Below are 2,390 nucleotides of genomic sequence, written 5' to 3' on the forward strand. Positions count from 1 at the left end.
CCGGTGGCACCTGTCGAGCCAGTTGCTCCAGTCGAGCCTGTGGCACCGGTTGAGCCGGTGGCACCGGTAGAGCCAGTGGCTCCAGTCGAACCCGTTGCACCTGTCGACCCAGTCGCACCGGTCGAGCCCGTTGCTCCAGTCGAGCCAGTCGCGCCGGTCGAACCAGTCGCACCGGTAGAGCCAGTTGCTCCGGTCGAGCCGGTGGCACCTGTCGAGCCAGTTGCTCCAGTCGAGCCTGTGGCACCGGTTGAGCCGGTGGCACCTGTCGAGCCTGTCGCCCCGGTCGAGCCTGTGGCACCGGTAGAGCCCGTCGATCCGGTCGAGCCGGTGGCACCTGTCGAGCCAGTCGCGCCGGTCGAACCAGTCGCACCGGTTGAGCCTGTGGCACCGGTTGAGCCGGTTGCCCCGGTCGAGCCTGTCGCCCCGGTCGAACCAGTCGCACCGGTTGAGCCTGTGGCACCGGTTGAGCCGGTGGCTCCAGTCGAACCCGTTGCACCTGTCGACCCAGTCGAGCCCGTTGCTCCGGTATCACCAGTCGCGCCTGTGGCACCGGTTGCCCCGGTCGAACCGGTCGCACCCGTATCGCCGGTCGCACCTGTGGCTCCAGTCGAACCCGTGGCACCTGTCGACCCAGTCGCACCGGTCGAGCCTGTTGCTCCGGTCGAGCCTGTGGCACCGGTCGAGCCCGTTGCTCCTGTATCACCAGTCGCGCCTGTGGCACCGGTTGCCCCGGTCGAACCGGTTGCTCCGGTATCACCAGTCGCACCTGTGGCGCCGGTTGCTCCGGTAGGACCAGTGGTGCCTGTTGAGCCGGTCGAACCCGTGGCTCCGGTATCGCCAGTCGCGCCCGTTGCACCGCTCGCTCCACTAGCGCCAGTTGCACCTGTGGCACCGGTCGAACCCGTCGCTCCAGTTGCCCCCGTGGCCCCGGTAGCGCCTGTGGCTCCGGTCGCACCAGTCGGGCCGGGGATGCCGGCAGCCGCGACAGTTATGGTGCCACCAGAAAAGTGATCGCCATCATTGCCCGGTCCGAATTCGTTGATAGGCGTGGTTACGAAAGAATAAGTCGGCGGGTCGGTCGGTTGGACACCCGGAGTATTGGTGTCGGCGTCGATAGGAGTAAGTGTACCGTATAGGTGGAATCCGGAGTCGTAAATGAGATACGTATGAGTAACGTTTGGCACCGTAATAGTTGCTGAAAATGTAGGAACTTTACCGTTAGTCGCAGAAGGAAGTTGAAAACTACCAACAACTGTGTCGTCAGTATCAACCACAGAGCCATTTGTATCGACAAGATAGTACGTGTTAATATTGTTTCCGTTACCAGAAGCTATAAGTCCAGCAAGTGTCAGATCGCCCGATGCAAGCACCCCGGTGTAACTTGCCACCCCATCGGGGGTCAGCGGCGGCAGATACGTAGAGACGCTCGCGCGTACAGACAGTTCCCAGGCGCCGCCCAGGTCGGCCGCGCCAACCAGCGATCTCGATGCGCAGACGGTCGCGCCGACGGCCTCTTCCAGCGCCTCAATTAAAGCTTCGCCCGCGACCCCTGATGCCGTCTCGCAGCTCCACAGCCGCAGCTCGCCGTGCGCGGCAAGCGCCCTGCCGATTGCGGCGAAATCGTCAGCCGCTGCCCCCACGGTCTCGACCGACCATTCTCCCGCGGCGAAGTTGACACGGCCTGGAGCACCATGGGCCATGATGTGGACCGCGTCGAGCCCTCTGTGCGATGCAAGGGCGGCGGCGATCTGCCGCTCCGCCGGGCGGCGGCCGTCGAGCACGACGGCCCGGACTTGGGGCCTTAGGTTGCCGATAACAGTCGCGAGGTCGGAGATCGAAGGATCAACAAAGAGAATTTCAGAGGCACGGGCCATGACTGGCTCCTGTTGGCTTGAACTTCATCAACGAAAAGCGCCCTCCGGCTTGGCCGGGGGCATGGCACACGACATGAAGGCTAGGCGGTCATCTTCCGGACGGCCCGACGGCGGCCCCTGCGCCATCGACAGAGGGACTTTCTACCCGCAGGAAACTGGCGACCTTGAAACTGCCACCATCGTCAAACGTCCCAATCGCAAATGAGCCGGCCGTGCTTGGCACCTTGACGGTCAGCGCTACGGCAAGACTTCGCTTAACGGCTTTGGGAAGGACGACCTGGCCAACGATCGCGCTCTTGGCGGTGTCCAGAATAAAATAGGTTACATTCTCGGTCGCATCGCCGATGGGCAAGACACCTCTGACGGCGACTTCCACAACCGCAAATCCTGCTGCGTAACTCATACTATCCTCCTCGGTAGCGGCGACTGCGCCGCGCCTTTCGTGTTCGGCCTTATAGAAGCGCCCGACGGAGCGCGAGGCGGCCGGTCTTGCGAGTGGGTGGGCATCTGGTGGGT

General features: G+C 63.5%; 2 protein-coding genes. Both read right to left on the minus strand.

What is annotated here, in order from left to right:
* Positions 1-1,874 (minus strand): DUF4347 domain-containing protein (locus tag FJ934_RS27815; protein WP_140613591.1); only part of this gene is annotated, 1,874 nt, incomplete at its 3' end.
* Positions 1,875-1,962: 88 nt separating this feature from the next.
* Positions 1,963-2,277 (minus strand): hypothetical protein, encoded by a 315-nt coding sequence (locus tag FJ934_RS27820; protein WP_140613592.1) that lies wholly within the window; start codon positions 2,275-2,277, stop codon positions 1,963-1,965.
* Between the last annotated feature and the right edge of the window lie 113 nt (positions 2,278-2,390).

Source organism: Mesorhizobium sp. B2-4-12, from assembly GCF_006441575.1.
In the GTDB taxonomy this organism is placed as follows: Bacteria; Pseudomonadota; Alphaproteobacteria; order Rhizobiales; family Rhizobiaceae; genus Mesorhizobium.